Annotated in this window: 13 protein-coding genes; 3 read left to right on the top strand and 10 right to left on the bottom strand. The window is 49.7% G+C overall.

Annotation, left to right across the window (positions count from 1 at the left end; all coding sequences use genetic code 11):
* The 10 genes from HOL66_09140 to HOL66_09185 form a co-directional block, all read right to left on the bottom strand.
* A partial coding sequence (locus HOL66_09140; protein MBT5244399.1) for a hypothetical protein occupies positions 1-1,679 on the bottom strand: 1,679 nt, incomplete at its 3' end.
* The gene (locus HOL66_09145) at positions 1,672-2,031 is read right to left on the bottom strand and encodes a helix-turn-helix domain-containing protein (GenBank protein MBT5244400.1); all 360 of its coding nucleotides are present in this window, start codon (positions 2,029-2,031) and stop codon (positions 1,672-1,674) included. The genes HOL66_09145 and HOL66_09140, both read right to left, overlap by 8 nt.
* A gap of 309 nt (positions 2,032-2,340) precedes the next feature.
* On the bottom strand, positions 2,341-3,513 hold the full coding sequence (locus HOL66_09150) for an integrase family protein (protein MBT5244401.1): 1,173 nt from the start codon (positions 3,511-3,513) through the stop codon (positions 2,341-2,343).
* A 490-nt stretch (positions 3,514-4,003) separates the two neighbouring features.
* Positions 4,004-5,311 carry a YeeE/YedE family protein gene (locus HOL66_09155; GenBank protein MBT5244402.1) on the bottom strand — a complete coding sequence of 436 codons (1,308 nt, stop codon included), beginning with the start codon at positions 5,309-5,311 and terminating at the stop codon, positions 4,004-4,006.
* Positions 5,312-5,346: 35 nt separating this feature from the next.
* On the bottom strand, positions 5,347-5,877 hold the full coding sequence (locus tag HOL66_09160) for a YeeE/YedE family protein (GenBank protein ID MBT5244403.1): 531 nt from the start codon (positions 5,875-5,877) through the stop codon (positions 5,347-5,349).
* 36 nt (positions 5,878-5,913) lie between these two features.
* Entirely contained in the window at positions 5,914-8,634 is a 2,721-nt protein-coding gene (locus HOL66_09165) for a hypothetical protein (GenBank protein MBT5244404.1), read from the bottom strand.
* Entirely contained in the window at positions 8,631-10,100 is a 1,470-nt protein-coding gene (locus HOL66_09170; GenBank protein MBT5244405.1) for a tetrathionate reductase family octaheme c-type cytochrome, read from the bottom strand. Before HOL66_09170 ends, HOL66_09165 begins: the two co-directional genes overlap by 4 nt.
* Before the next feature lie 219 nt (positions 10,101-10,319).
* Positions 10,320-11,357 (bottom strand): tyrosine-type recombinase/integrase, encoded by a 1,038-nt coding sequence (locus HOL66_09175; protein ID MBT5244406.1) that lies wholly within the window; start codon positions 11,355-11,357, stop codon positions 10,320-10,322.
* Entirely contained in the window at positions 11,350-11,580 is a 231-nt protein-coding gene (locus tag HOL66_09180) for a hypothetical protein (GenBank protein ID MBT5244407.1), read from the bottom strand. Before HOL66_09180 ends, HOL66_09175 begins: the two co-directional genes overlap by 8 nt.
* A 335-nt stretch (positions 11,581-11,915) precedes the next feature.
* Positions 11,916-12,698: a hypothetical protein gene (locus HOL66_09185; GenBank protein ID MBT5244408.1), complete on the bottom strand. Its 783-nt coding sequence runs from the start codon at positions 12,696-12,698 to the stop codon at positions 11,916-11,918.
* A gap of 292 nt (positions 12,699-12,990) precedes the next feature.
* Here HOL66_09185 and HOL66_09190 point away from each other — a divergent pair, with 292 nt between their 5' ends.
* The 3 genes from HOL66_09190 to HOL66_09200 all read left to right on the top strand — a co-directional run bounded on the left by HOL66_09190 (position 12,991) and on the right by HOL66_09200 (position 14,721).
* Positions 12,991-13,191 (top strand): hypothetical protein, encoded by a 201-nt coding sequence (locus HOL66_09190; protein MBT5244409.1) that lies wholly within the window; start codon positions 12,991-12,993, stop codon positions 13,189-13,191.
* Positions 13,192-13,312: 121 nt separating this feature from the next.
* Entirely contained in the window at positions 13,313-13,789 is a 477-nt protein-coding gene (locus HOL66_09195; GenBank protein MBT5244410.1) for a hypothetical protein, read from the top strand.
* Positions 13,790-13,995: 206 nt separating this feature from the next.
* Positions 13,996-14,721: a hypothetical protein gene (locus HOL66_09200; protein ID MBT5244411.1), complete on the top strand. Its 726-nt coding sequence runs from the start codon at positions 13,996-13,998 to the stop codon at positions 14,719-14,721.
* Positions 14,722-14,742 lie beyond the last annotated feature (21 nt).

Below are 14,742 nucleotides of genomic sequence, written 5' to 3' on the forward strand. Positions count from 1 at the left end.
ACAACGACAGCATCACGCAGGTGAGCATTGAAATTGCCGACCAGATGTTTCGCGTTGGTGAGGTACATAAAATGTTGGCCAAATAACTTCCCAAACCAATTAGCAAATGTTCCTTTTCCTGTGCCGCGTCCACCACGCATAACAATAGCCACCTCACCTTGCTTCCCCGGTTCCTGCACCGTGTTAGCCATCCAGCCGATAAGGTATTCGTCTAGCTTTTTTTCGCCGTTGCAGATCACCCAGAGGATATGCTCCCTCAGATATGACCAATCGCCTTGCGCGGGTTCAACGGCGAAGCCTTGCCAAAGATTATATATGTCTGCTGGTAGTAATTGACCGGGAGCGAAAACGACACCGCCGAGATATTGCTTCCGTTTCGGATGCTCTAACCAAGCATCGGCTTTCGTTTTGTATATTGGCTCACCACTTTTGTCTGTGCCAGCTACGACGCGGTCATTCAGGTATTTCTTCTTGAAGTCTTCAAAAGTCGAACTTTCCATGTAATCCCGCTCAAGGACGGTATCTTTTATTGGCCGGTAGACAAAGGTCTTCCCTGCCTCATTGACGACCATGTACCGCTCGTTCATTTCACCCAGCCAAGTTGGTTCATCATTGTTAGAGCATTTCGGGCCACCCTGCTCTGCAACCCAGTACAGAAAGTCTGCAGTGTTCTTAGGACCAGCACCACCATGGGACCCATGGAAGCAATTAAAATATCGGGTCGTCTTGTCGTCACCGTGACCAACCGGACTGTATCCGGTGCTATCGTCGTTCTGGTCGGTATGTTGCGACTGCCACGGGCAAGCAACAGTTATGAACTTGCCGTTGTCCGCTCCCGACAACTTCTTTTCATTCAGCCACTGCAGAACCGGATCATCGTGGCCGTCTAGTTTGGAGTTGGTGATATTACCTTGGCTTTTTTTGCGTTCGGCTGTGTTCGTAATATCTACTCCAAATGCGGAAGCGACATCTTCTAGAGAACTGGACCGTTGAGGGTTCCACTCAGTCAAACGGGCAGGGAATTTATTATTCTTTGGCTTCATATTGATGCTGCCGGGAAGTCTTACGATACGATATACGCCGGTAGCGCCGGGATCGCTCATTCCCTTGGCAATTAACGCATCAATCAGTGCCTCAATTTTGGCTTGCCGGTTGTCACGATAAATAATGTAGCCCCACTGATAGTTATCAGGTGACGTTTCCATCTTCCATGACGGCGGTAGCGGAATGTCATCTTCCTTAACCTTGGTGCCGACGTCATCTAAAACGATGCAATATGTAAATTTTATGTCTTCCCTACGGCGTCTGACCTTTTCATCTTTCGCCGGGATATCAACGGAGGAGAGACACATGTACCAGTCGGCAGGTTTATTGCCAGCCTGAAACGAACGGAACTCTGGATCACCTATAGAGCGGTTGGTGAATGTGTTAACTGTGTCACCAGTAGACTTGCTTTTGAAGCTGATCGGTTTTGTTACGCAAACGAGTTCTTCTGCCTCCTTGCCATCGAAGATACTGTCAATGAAGTCATCGGGGCTGACGTTTTGAAGTTCTGATTTGCTTACAGCAGAAATACTATTGTTTTCTTTGTTATCCAGAGCGGCATCAATGTTGACCATATCAACGTGCGAACGCCGATCAAGAAATGTAGGGATATCAAGAAGGTCATCGTTATCCATTTTTGTCACAACGCAATTTCTTCCCAACCTTGAGGGTTTGGGTGTCGTAACGCTTGGCATCATCGTCTAGGGGAGGGCCGTCGTTGTGTCCAAGTTGGGAGATGGGTTCAGGAGAAGTATCAGGAAAACTTGTGTCAGCAGTATGTTTCTGTGTGTGTTTGTCCATCCAATCATCAAGGTCTTCGACGCGGTAGCGAACTGCTTTGGCTAGCTTGATGTAAAGCGGACCGCCACCTTTGTGGCGGGCGATTTCAAGATATTGCTGGGATAGGTTGAGGTAAGAAGCCGCTTGCTTTGTGTTAAAATAACGAGGGGGGGGTTCCTGTTCGGAAGCTGGATTTAACGAGTTCATTTTCTGTCTCCTTGGAGCGAGACAGACATATAAATAGCCCCGCACCATCAATAAGATTGATGTTACGGAGCGGGGCTTCCCTGAGTTTCACAGGTATGGCTAGAATTGCCAGATGGAGTTAGCCTATCCCCACTTTAGACTCTGGGGGAAACCAACCGTGCGGTATTTCCATCGTGCCCACGATTGGCGCTCTTAATATGTTGCGCCGCTGACGAGTGACCAGCATTTAAAGCCTAAGGCGCTTAGGCATAGAGATTATATACTGTATTTAGTGGTGGGGTGCAATAGGATAACATAATGTTGTGTGTATTACTGTAAAATGTACCCTTTAAGGTAATCGGTCACTTCTTGCTGGCGCTTTCTCAAGGCATCAAAGTGAGCATCGATATATCCAGCCGTCACATCTCCTTTAGGCAAGCCATGGTTTGCCAACATCTTGATATCATATGGGGATAACCCCGCAGCGTTTGCTGCCGTCATCCAAGTGTGCCGGAGCCCATGGATGCTGAATGGGACTTTCATAACGGCAGATTGATTTGGCTTTAATTTAGGCTCTGCTATATGCCCCGCCTGAGACTTGGGAGATGGAAACACCCAAGGGCTTTTAGAAACGAGCTTGCCGTTATCCGCTTTTCTTCTGTTAAGAATTTCGAGCATGAAGTCTGAAAGAGGTAACACAAAAGCACGTTCTTCCCCACCTTTAGGGCTTGGTATCAGCAAGGTGCCACTAGCTAGGTCAACATGTTCCCAGCGAATTTCCGCTGCGCTTTGCCGACGCAATCCAGAAAATAGAACAAATAAATAATAGTCGTTGCGGATGGGGTTTGGTAACGCTGTGACATCCTTATACCAATCAGCAAGTTGTTCCGCTGGGATAGCCGTCTTGCGTGGCTTCTCTTCAAACCAATCGACGTTGATTGTTGGGTTTGTTGGCAAGTCGGCATGTTGTTTCATGGCACGGTTATATGCGGCTCGGAACGCACGCATGGTAGAATTAGCAGCGTAGGTACCACTCTTTTTACCGATGCGGCGGTGGCGAGTATTGACTGTTCTCCGATCTATTTCTGCAAGGGGCTTATCCAGCCAATCCTTAAGGTGAAGACGCATGGAGTCGTTAAACCACTTGAGTGTTTTATCGGCTCTCTTCTTATTGCCGCCCAGATAGAGGTTCGCTGCTTCCTGTAATGTTATGGATTGCCCTTGTTCTGCCCGTTTCTGCTTGTTGGGGTTAATGCCCTTACGCATTAAAGCAATGGCATCGCCTGCTTCAGCCTTGGCCTGTGATGTGGTCATGTCGCCATGCCGACCAAGCGTTACCCTCACTGTACGTCCCCCTATGTCCCGCTGGGCGACATACGTTTTTGTCTTGGCGCTAACGAGAACACCAAACCCTTTCATGCTTCCGTCCATATAGAGCACTTGCCCCTTTGGTGGATGGGGAAGTTGGTCAACGCTGCCTTTAGTTATTTTGATAGTTGCCATTTTAATAAGGTTATAATAAGGTTTCTGTGTAAAGCTTGGTAAAAGACCCTAAAAGTCTAACCATTAAAATACACCTGAATACCTCAGTTAGAAAGCCTTATTAAAAAATAATAAAAGGCAGTAAAAGGTAGCCCCGCTAACTCTTAATCAGCGGGTCGTGGGTTCGAATCCCTCAGCGCCTACCAAATAAACCCTTGATTTCATTAGTGAAATCAGGGGTTTTCTTTTTGTTCTTTCCGAATTTATTGCGACGGTTTGCAGCCGGTTTGCAAAAACCGTTCATTTTGTGTTCTCTTAGCGAAGGATTTTTAGGGGTTGATAGCGTTGAGACATGAGTATTTCACTATGAAATGAGGTTGAAATACGGATGTCCGGAATCAGGGGGCTAAGCGGAAGTGAAATAGGGTAGGGCCTGATTTCTGAGTTTGACCCAATCCGGACTATGGACCCTAAGAATTGGTATTCGAATTCCACCACCCCTTGACAGTAATCAACCGCAACCACCACCGGACTTGTCTCGTCCGATCTGCATGACGATGCGTGGTGTGAACTTCAATGCCTCGTTCTCGATCGGGCTGGGAGCGCACGAGGCGTAGCGATCTCCCAGAACCGCGTCAAACACGTAGTGCAACTGATCATCGCCTTCAACCGCCGAGACTATTTTCTGCAAGTTGTCTGTCTCGCCAAAGGTTTCGATCCAGTTGTTGACCCCGCCTTCCAGCACATAAACATTCTGCACGCCACTAGCGACCAGATGTTTCCAGGCTTGCACGGCGGCTTTTTCGTCGTTGCTCATGGTGATGAACACCGTGTTGGAGGGGGGCTCAGCCAGCAATTTCTGCACCACGTCGGGCAATCGCTCCATCGGCACATGCTCCGCACCATCCAGGTGGTACAAGTTGAAATCGATTTCGTTTCGCACATCCAAATACACCGGCTTGAGCGATTGTTGGTATTGCACCTTGAACGCCTCTGCCGGGGAGACAAATGCAAGGCGCTTGGCCAACATCTCGTCTGCTGAATACTCGTGGGTCACGGGATCGGCTTTGCCATTGTCCTTGGAGGCCACCGTTTCGGTGCGCTTGAAGGTCAGTTTCTGGTAGTTGTCTTCCAAGGTCGGGCTACCAATCATCACCACGCCAACCGCCGCCGCCGCCAAAACGACAGCACCGACCTTCCGCAGCCCCGGCTCATTGCGCAGGTCTTTCTTGCCATTGATGCGCTCGAGCTGTTCGGCGCCCCAGAACGCCAGAATCGCCACGAGAACGATGATCAATACGATAACCGGGGCCGGCAGGCCAAACAGCTGATCCAGTGTGAAACGCCCCAGGTAGCCTGCGTTGTTGTGCCAATAGTCGAATTGCAGCTCCGTCTCGGCAAAGAACGCCGCGCCAACAAAACCACCGGCCATGAACATCATGCCGTCGATGCGGCCTGTGGATGATGAGGCCAGCGAGGTCGTCGGGCAAAAACCGCCAATGATGAATCCTACGCCCATAATCAAGCCACCGACGATCCCCGAACCAAGGTAGGTGGGGTTGACCCAGATCAGGTGCAGGTCGAGGATACCCAGGCCCACAGCGCCGAACAACAGTACGGACGCCACGGCAATCGCGGTGAACATCACCTTGAGTACCGTAAATTCGCGAAAATAGAACTGAGCTGCCAGCTTACGCGAGTCGCCAAATCCGGCGCTTTCCAGCGTGTAACCAAATGCGACACCCACAAGCGCAAACACCAGGTATGACACCGGGTTGTCAACACTTACGGAGGAGAGCATCTCGAGAGGGAATGTCATGATCGGCTCCTTATGTCTGCAGACTAATCACGCGATCAGTTCCAAAGCTTGCGCACGAAATGCGCCAACAGATACGCACTGGCAAAAATGGACAGCATCACCACCCAGGAGCCGACCGAGAGCGTGGCCCCTCCAGATAATGCCTGTCCCGACGTGCACCCCCGTGCCATGCGTGCACCATAAAGAAAGATCATGCCGCCCAGAAAGGCCATGGCCAGACGCGTGCCGTCGGAAATGTTAGGGCCTTTGTTGATGACGAACTTAAGACGGCCGTTCAACAGCCCTGACAAGAAGCCACCGAATAACGCGCCAAAAAAAACCGGCAAAATCCAGTCGTTCAAGGGATTGTGGTCGCCACCGGCCATCTTCAGCAGGTACGGCGTGTTGTCCACATGGGTGGGCGCAATGATGTCAACGATCGCTGCGTCCAGTCGGCTGGTGGCACCCGAAGAGCCCAGGCCGTTTCCGGTGAGCAGGAACGCAAGGAAAAGCACGATGCCCAAAATGGCCCCGGCGAAATACGGGTGCAAATAAGCCTTTTCGGGTCTGTTGAATAAATTACTCATGGTTTCCTCCTTGGCAATTTTCCAAGCTCATTGATTTCATGAATCTTCGTGGTCTTCGACTTCTTCGACACCAGTCACCATCGCGCGAATGCCTTCAAGTGGGGTGAGGCCGGTGGTGGTAAGGTAGACATGGCCGACGATAAAGGTGGCAAACAACCATGCCAGCAGTGTGTGCAAGGGCGCCAGAACTTGCAAGCCACCCACCATTTCAGCCAAGTCCGGCTGGTACTGAATGCCCCACATCAACGCACCGGTGATGATCTGCAGGGGCAGCAAACCGTTGAGTACACCGAAGTACGTGAGCTTCTGGATTGGGTTCATGCGATCATTAGGCAATTTCTCGAACGGGTGCGGTTCACCTTTGAATATGCCCGAGATGTAGTACTTGGCCTGCAGGATCGAATCGTCGATGAATCCGTGCGGACGTGGCAGATATTCGCGCATGCGCTCTGTGGCCAGGTGATAGAACAACGACAGCGCGGCATTGACCGTCAGCAACACGGTAAGCACGTTGTGCAACGTCACCATCGCCGGGAACGAGATCAACGAGAACAAGTCGGGCCTGTGGATCACGATACCCGTGGCAAGCAGCAGCACAATGCTGGTCGCCTGCAACCAGTGCCAGAAGCGGCGGTAGGCGTCATACATATGAACCGGATGGGTTTCCAGCGGTGCATGAAGGTTCTTGCGACCGGTCAGAAATCTGAACAACGCATGGCCCAGCACACCCAGCAGTGTACCAAAGAACGCCAGCAGTCCGACGACATCGACCCAAGCAATGCGGTTGGCACCGAAGAGGTAGAGACCATCGGCCATCGGAACGGGCTGATAGGATAGCGAGCCATTGTCGGCACGTTGCACCAAGCCCTTAGGCGTGGCGTTGCCCCTGGGCGCCATATGCGGCAACACGGGTGCAAAGCCAGCCAGTTCCATGCCTTGCTGCACAAGAGAATTATCACCGTGGCAGGCCGTGCAATCGCCGAGCGCAAACTTGCCACGCGCCACACCGTGATTGATGGCAAATGGTTGCACCTGACCATCCATACGCGGATTGTTTAGGCCCAGCGCCTTCAGGCGACCGGCTACAGCCGTCTCTTTGGCCGAGCTGTCGATGCGAAGTTCCTTTGCATCAAGTTGGCCATTCTTGTCGGCGTCAAACACCTCCATGATGGACGCCAAGTATACACGGTCTGGGCCGTTGGTATTGCCGAAATAGGCCATCTGCAGATCCTGCAGCCGCACGGGCCGGGTGTTGCCTTTGGAGTCGTTGTAAATCCAGTAGAACGATGTGATCAGGTTGTATGGCGCCAATGACGTCGCACGGTCTTGACCGATCTCGCGACTGATCAACACCGGTGTGAAGCCATCCACCAATGAGCGCATGTCACCCGGGTCCCCTTGAATACCACGACAGGTCTTGACCGGCTCGGCGTTGGCGGTGAGCACGGTCCAGTCGTACGACGCGATGGCCGGTGCATGTTGGTGCGGAATGTGGCAGGACTCACACGCCACGGTGGACATGTGGGTTTGCACATAAGGCAGCCAGGAGGCGTGGCTGGCATCGGCGTCGTGACAATTGGTGCAGCGGCGCATTTCATCATGGCCGGCTTTCGAGGCGCTGTTCGCACCCGGGCCGCGAGCGAAATCGTGATCGGGTTTGATCAGGTAGTCGCCGATGTCCACCGTGCGCGGATCGTAGAGCAAGTGCTTGCTGGCCCGATTGCTTAAGACACCACGGGCGTGCGCCGGGTTGTTGCGCGAGTGGTGGCAGTCGGTGCACTTCAACTGACGTTCGGCATGAATGTCCCAGGGCCGGTTGAGGGTGTTCTTATCCGCCAGGTTCATGCCGGACAAGTGCATGCGTTGGCCCGAAATCACCTGACCGGTTAAAGCCGTCTGCGGTTGCGACGGATCACACGCGCTCACCTGCAACGGCGCACCGCGGGCACCTTGATGGGCCAAGCCATGGCAGGCTGCGCAGTTCTCGTTGGTAGGGTCTTGAATGCCGAGTTTTTGACTATCGAGCAAATCCGTCGCAAGGAAGGCCGCGCTATTCCAGTTCCAGTCTTTGCCATCGGGTGCGCGCTCGACAATACCCAGTCCTTCGAGCGTGGCGGTATTGGCCGCGCCAAAAGAGCCATCTTTAATGGCCTGTTTGCGGGCCTTCAGATTGGGCCTGGCGATATGGCACAGGAAGCAATTCACCTCCATGGTGCCGGAGGCTTTCCAGTCCCAAAGCAGGTTGCTGCCGTCATCAGCCAGCAACGACGCCTCGGGGTTTGTTGCATCAGGAACGACGTCCAGCAACGCCGAACCTTTGCGCGACGTGGTGGCGGGACCGCCGCCCACCACACGGTCGCCCCGCGTCATTAACCAGCCGGAGGTAGACAAGTCCAGCAACTCATCACCCGAACGCGAGAGATAACGGTAGCTCAGCGGATCCCAGTGACCGAAATAGCCCAGGCCACCGTCCCATTTCTCTTGAGACATGCCGAAACTATTCAGTCCAAGATCCACGTGGAAAGCGTGTTTGGCGATGTAATCGGTATCGTGACACTGACCACAGGTCTGCATGGTCGACACAGACTGGCCGCTGTGCAACACGTTTTCACCCTGGGCATCCAATAAAGCTATATCGGGGTGCAACGGCTTCGCGGCAGCCACGGTTGTCCACACCACGAAAACTGTCAGCGATATCAGCGTTAAGAGTGAAGAGATACTGGCGCGCAGGGCCCATGGGCGGCTGAAATGGCTCATGGCAGTTTCCTTCCACCCCAGAGAATGGGGTCACCCGGATAGCCCAGTGCCGCCCAATCGAGTCGCGTGGAATTGGTCGACTGATTGGCCGCGCTGTCATGACAGTCTGCGCATTGCAGCGCCGAATCCGTTTTTTCGACCATATGGGTCGTCGCCCAGTACATCACGGTTTTGGTGAAGCCGTATTGGCCACTGTATTTCAGGCCGGTGATGGGTGTGGACAGTTCAAACGCCTTATCCCAGCTCCAGTCCTTCCAGTAACCACCTTCTCCCGAGGTGATGGGTTGCAACAGGTAATTATAAACTTTGTCATAGGGTTGCTTCGCCGTGTGTGCCTTGAACGGGAAAATTTTCGCCTTGGGGTCGCCGATCGAGCCGTCAGGTTTGTTGATGTAGGTCAGGCCCTTCTTGTCAATCTCGTCACCCAGCAAGTAGCGGTAGGCGTTATTGCCGTTGAACCACAGATAAGTGGGGGCGAAGTTTTTATTGTACGTGAACTCACCCTTGATCTTGAGGTATTCGTAGTGATCTTCCTCGCGGTTGCCGTCCCCAGCCTTCGACCAATCCCACGTGACCTTCGTCGGTTCTTCGCGCGCGATGGTGGGGATGTGACATGTTTGACATGCCACGGCGCTCAAATGCGTGGTGATGCGCTCGTCCTCGTGCACCTTACCCTTGTGGCATTGCACGCACGACACCTGTTCATCGGGTTCGATCGTGAAGTTGTCGGCGACGAGGCGACCCTTGATCTGATGCTCGTTCGTGACGTGGCAATCGATGCACAGCATGTTGTTCTTTCCGCCCATGTGTACATCAAGCGAATGGCGCGGGAAGTACAGGCTCTCATCCAGATCACCGTGTTTCACGCCATTACCGCCACCACCGTCAAAGTGGCATTTGCCGCAGTTTTCGCGGGTGGGTGTACGCACGCTGCGTGCGGCCTCCAGCAGGTCAACGTCCTTGCCAGGGTTGCCGAAAGCACCTTTGCCATACGTACCGGTGTCGGCATGGCAGGCCAGGCAGTCCACGTTCTCCGGATTGGACAGCGCCGCCTCACGACCGTCTTCCCACCCATAACCAATATGGCAAGACATGCACTTATTCTCGTTACCCTGGGTGCCGATACAGAAATTGTTGATCTGGTTTATCTTGCCAATGGAGACCTTCTCGCTGCGCCAGGGAATATCAAACGGCTTGGATTCCCACTTCCAGTGGGAAGTCTTCATGACCTGCTTGGCCGCGCCCTTGTGGCAAGTGAGACATTCGCGGGTGACGTCTTGGGGCTTCTTAAATGGGCCTTTTACAATATCGCTGTGGCTCACATGCGTGGCCCGCAAGGGAATTCCCGCTGCCGGATTCACATGATCCGGTTGACCGGAACGCAGGAAATAGGTGAACGGCACCGCGATAAGCAAACAGATAATCACCAGCCCCAAGCTCCATCGCGGGAATCTACTAGGACTCATGAGCTTCTCTCCTTAAGCATTGCCGTCTATCCAAAATCTACCACCAAGATATCAATGTCAACATACCAGAACATCATTTCGGCTGCGCAAATTCCCCCCCCTTCCTTGCAGACTTCGAGGCTAAGTAGATACCCGCTTTTGGCTATGAACAGACCAAAACCACACCCACGATAAACTTCCGCTAATGCAGGGTAATGCTGACATCAATGTCGGCTTTTATCAAACCAAATCCGAAAACTCAATCCTTCCAGAGTTTTCCAACTTGGTCATCGCCGATTGGGCCAGTTCACGTGTCATCGCCATATACTTCCCAAGAATGGTTTCTACATGCTTCATGGAATGGCCTGTTATGGCTGCAATTTCGGGAGGGGTGCAGCCAGCCTCAGCCAGCATAGTAACAGCCGTACCACGGAGGTCGTGGAAATGAAGCTCTCTAATACCAGCCGCTTTGGCAGTCTTGCCCCATTGGTTCCTGAACCAATCAGATTTCCATGGTACACCCTTGGGTGTCGTCAAGATGAGCGTTGACCTGCGCGGCACACGATCAAGAACTTTCTTGAGGTCACGATGGACTGGAACGGGAACTTTCTTTTTGCCTTTGCTCTGACGGTGGTTAATCCAAGAACCGTCATATTGTCCCCACGTCATTTTCAGTAAGTCGCCTTGGCGCTGACCTGTGAAAGCTGCCAGCATTAAGGCAAGTTTCAATTCATCTGATGCTACCTTGCAGAAGGCTTCTACATGATGAGGAAGCCAGATTAAATCACTTCGGTCACTGTCATATAGCCGTCCTGGGTTGATGGCGTGGTTGATATTGATTTTCCCCCGGTCATAAGACCATGACAGAATCCTTCTTAATATTGACCATGCATAATCGGCTGTTCGGGGTTTATCAGCGTACTGGTCCCGCCATTCAAAGAAGTCTTCTCTGATACGCCTATCTGACAGAGCTTCGATGGGAAGGGTGCCAAACCTATCACGCAGGCCGTCCAGATATCGGCGATAATCCTTACGGGTTTTATCGGCCAGTTTGTTGAATTCTGGAGATTCAAGAAAGCCTGTGATGAGTGACGAGAACGTGCCGGTATCTGTTGGTACCCGTTGGGCCGCTTCAGCATAGGAAGCAACAAACTCTGGTGTTCCGGGCTCACCTTTGATCCGTTTGCCAGTGCCACGGTGATAATAGTATTTTTTGACAGAGCCATCGGCGAGACGTTTCTTGGCCGTGTTCACCCCCTTTAGATGAATTCTAACCATCGCGCTGAGTCCTCCATTCATCCAGTGGCGTTGCCATGTCGGAGACGATGCCGCTGGCTCTATCCAGCCATTGGTCGATAAGCTTGATATCCCATCGTGCGGTGCCATCGACAGGGTCGGGGACAATACCTCGACGTCGATAATCGTCAAAGGTTTCGAGACTGACGCCGCAATAGGTTGCCGCATGCTGCCTTGATAACAGGCGAGGGCTTTGCTTGGGGATAGAGTCAAGAAAATCGGCGGGGAGTGTAAGGTTTACGACAATTGGAATATTGTCGTTAGTCGCTTGTACTTGGATGGAGCCTTGGTCTTGCTCAGGCTCGGCTAGTTTAGTGCTGGATCCTTTCATATCTGTTTAATCTCATTGTTAAAAACTCCTCAAAATTAAGTGTTTCACTTGTAAGCTATTATAACTCAATGGTAGTAAAACAATCAATATAATCCCTCTTTAATGCTGCCTCAAAAATTATTGTGATTTCATGGGCTCCAATAAGAAATGGAGAAAATAGTATTCTGTGCAGCGGCTCTATCCGTAATGTGGAAAACAATAAACACTAATTAACTAACAGTGGGCTTGGAAAGCCAAGCCTCCATGAAAGAAAGGAAATGGTCACCTTTCCTTTTAGGTCCACGATCATGTTCATATTTTCCTGCCATCATGTTTCGTAATTTCCGAACAGATTCGTCTGTCCACTCCATGCCTGTGGGAGTTCGATACAAAAGATCATTTAATTCCCAAGCTATTCGGTAATTTGACAAGCCCTTTTCGGCATGTTCCAAAATCACATCGCAAATTGAATATTCACCATGAACCAAATGGGTATAGTTCTTTTTCTTGGTTTCACTAATGTCCCATCTATCTTGCCATTTGGTGATGGGTGAAACGTACCTAAACTGAGGTTTGTCCTCTGGCTTGGGATTGGCAATAGAGTGTTTTACTATTTCTTTTCGTCTGGCCTTATTAAACCTACGAATAGCATCAATAATTCTGTTGCTTTGTGGGAGTTGGATAAACTTCCAACTTTTCTTTTTAAGCAGGCTCCTTTGATAGACGACATTGTTGAAATATTGGTTGCGGCGGAAGTAGCCAATATCACAGAAAATAAAATCGGCATTTTCCTTTTCGCAAATCTCGATTAGTTCATTAAGCACCTTGTTGGGGTTTCTAGTGGTTTTGGTAAATTTTTGAACCTCGCCCTTCAGTGCTATCTTTTCAAACTTCTTGTCATTCATATATTTTGAAATCAATCCTCCTTGCATGCCGCTGTCCGGTGCCCAGCCTGTCCTCCATACAGCACCACGTATATACCCCACAGCCTTCTTACTTGCTTTTTTTGCCAAAGTGTAACTTCTTTTAAAATTCGTACAAAAACTATATTTTTATACGCAATTAAGTCAAGATTTTCAATAGGCTAAAAAATATACCAAAAAACATATACCGTATGAATTTCTCATAAAAAGTAATATGTACGAAAAAATATGTTTAATAACAAATAATTAGGATAATTTATGATTAAACATAAAATATTCAAATTGTCAGATTTTAAGACTGTAGTATCCTAAAAATATAGAAAAACGAAATGCCCACAATAATGTTGGCATAACAGGTACCACCGGAAGGGGGTGAATAAAAATGGATAGCTATAATGTAAATCTAAGCTGGGATGTATGTGCGTACTACGATGTAGTTGTAGAAGCAGCCAGTGAAGAAGAAGCCAAGGCGAAGGCTAAAGATATGTTGTGGAATGGTGATATTCAACTTAACAGCCCAATGGATGTTGAAGAATATGCTGCGAAGGAAGATATCGATGCCTATGAAGTATATGCCTACTAACAACGAAGATGTGCCTATGTGGCGGGGGCACTAAAAATATACCCGCCGCATTATTGAATAAGGATTTATTGTTATGATTATGAATAAGTTAATAATATCGTACAGGAAGGTGGCATACGTTATGGCATTTACACCATCTTTTATAGAAGATGCCATTAATACGCCATTAGAAGATGTGCTGTATGCCGATGATGGTACGATTGTTGGTGATATAGAAGAAGCGCCAGCACTTGGGGGTGCGTTATGTAACGCACTAACAGAAGTGTACCATAAAGTTAAGCATTTTAGGCATCGTATCGTAGATGCCCAAGTGATTGATGAATCTGGTGATGATTTTATTCCAATGAATAGGGTTGCCGCTAGATTATTCAACGATGCCCAACGCCACATTCCAGATAATGGGTTGCCGCCATCTTCGGTTATCCATATGAAGATTTCTAACAATGGCGAAGTTGGTGTTAAAAATATCGAATACATATTCGATAGAATCCCCAAGCCGAAGAAGATTATCTACATCACTGGTGCTGGTACCCAGGCAGATTTCTTCAATAACAGTAATGATAATCTAGAAGATGTTGAAGCGATTGGCGAATGCTAATCACATTCATCTAACATATGAATATGCTGCAATCGTGTGGTGTAACAGATAAGGAATGTTGATATGGGGCGATTTAATACAAGCAGATAGAAGCCCAATCTGCAAGCAAGGCAAGGTGGTGCCCCTTAATGATATGCCATCAAGCCATGGGCTACCCAATACATCATATGATTGATGTAGATTTTAGTAACATAAGGAAAAATACGATGAATATTTATGAATACGATTACACTGATCCAGATAACCTTCGGCAGGCTGCAAAGCTAACGAAGAAGTATATGGGTAAGGCATTGGCTAAAGCTAGGAAGATGGCAAAGAAGGGTGGCGAATCTACTTCTGTAAACACCCATTCAATGATTGCTGATATGGATAGATTCTATAAGCGTGAGAATGTATCTGGCATTTATATCTATCCGAAAAATGGTGGATGGTATGCCGATATGCGGCTCGTTGATGATGGTGATGGTTGGATTATAGGCACCCCTAATGCCAACCCCCATCCCAGCAAGAAAAAGGCAGAATCCTATGCCATTCAGGCTTTAGCATCGGTTATTGCCTACGAAGAAGGCAATATGAAGCTTAAGGATGAATCAGGTGTGCCAGAAGGCTGTACAGATTTTAGGCTGTATAACGATAGATACAACTTCCGCCTTGCTATGATTGATGGAGCCAAGCAACACCTCTTATCAATGATAGAAGAAGGTTGCGAATATGATTCATCCGAAGCTATCGATGAAGCAAAAAATTTGATTCACCAACAGATGGCATTGCCTGATTCCCAACGTGATATAAAGGGTATTCTGGCTGCTATGATTGTTTTGATGACTCACGATATCCACGTGGTTAACTACCCCATTGGATGGAATGGTGAAGGCACCGATTTAATCAATGATTTACTTATGGTGTTGAAGGGTGAATCAATTATGCACTAACCCCTACCCAACTACCCATAA

The sequence above is a fragment of the Rhodospirillaceae bacterium genome, from assembly GCA_018662005.1.
GTDB lineage: Bacteria > Pseudomonadota > Alphaproteobacteria > Rhodospirillales > JABHCV01 > JACNJU01.

Coding starts and splice junctions, on each gene's coding strand:
- HOL66_09170 (MBT5244405.1), bottom strand. CDS start 10,100: ATGAGTCCTAGTAGATTCCCGCGATGGAGCTTGGGGCTGGTGATTATC.
- HOL66_09165 (MBT5244404.1), bottom strand. CDS start 8,634: ATGAGCCATTTCAGCCGCCCATGGGCCCTGCGCGCCAGTATCTCTTCA.
- HOL66_09190 (MBT5244409.1), top strand. CDS start 12,991: ATGGATAGCTATAATGTAAATCTAAGCTGGGATGTATGTGCGTACTAC.
- HOL66_09145 (MBT5244400.1), bottom strand. CDS start 2,031: ATGAACTCGTTAAATCCAGCTTCCGAACAGGAACCCCCCCCTCGTTAT.
- HOL66_09160 (MBT5244403.1), bottom strand. CDS start 5,877: ATGAGTAATTTATTCAACAGACCCGAAAAGGCTTATTTGCACCCGTAT.
- HOL66_09175 (MBT5244406.1), bottom strand. CDS start 11,357: ATGGTTAGAATTCATCTAAAGGGGGTGAACACGGCCAAGAAACGTCTC.
- HOL66_09195 (MBT5244410.1), top strand. CDS start 13,313: ATGGCATTTACACCATCTTTTATAGAAGATGCCATTAATACGCCATTA.
- HOL66_09155 (MBT5244402.1), bottom strand. CDS start 5,311: ATGACATTCCCTCTCGAGATGCTCTCCTCCGTAAGTGTTGACAACCCG.
- HOL66_09150 (MBT5244401.1), bottom strand. CDS start 3,513: ATGGCAACTATCAAAATAACTAAAGGCAGCGTTGACCAACTTCCCCAT.
- HOL66_09200 (MBT5244411.1), top strand. CDS start 13,996: ATGAATATTTATGAATACGATTACACTGATCCAGATAACCTTCGGCAG.